1 protein-coding gene is annotated in these 229 nt (G+C 34.1%); it reads right to left on the bottom strand.

Going from position 1 to position 229, the window contains the following annotated elements; genetic code table 11:
* The coding region (locus Q4548_RS17135) for a Clp protease N-terminal domain-containing protein (protein ID WP_303457328.1) at positions 1-149 on the bottom strand (149 nt) is incomplete at its 3' end.
* Between the last annotated feature and the right edge of the window lie 80 nt (positions 150-229).

The following is a 229-nucleotide window of genomic DNA, read 5'->3' as shown; positions in this document are numbered from 1 at the left end:
GAAACAATTTGTCCTTTACGGATTTCAACAATGGCTGCTTTTAGACCTTTTTCGGTCACCCCTTGGTCCTTTAATAACAGGCTAACAGTGTCTTTGTTTTTTAACAACGCAATTAATAAATGTTCAATATAAACATATTCATCGTCCATTTATTTAGCAATGTTTCTAGCGTCTGTCAATTTTTTAGACGATTTATCGGATAAACCTATTATCCCTCCACTAACCATAG

It is taken from the genome of Wenyingzhuangia sp. 2_MG-2023 (assembly GCF_030548295.1).
Classification (GTDB): domain Bacteria; phylum Bacteroidota; class Bacteroidia; order Flavobacteriales; family Flavobacteriaceae; genus Wenyingzhuangia.
This window is presented reverse-complemented; position numbering and strand designations above follow the sequence as displayed.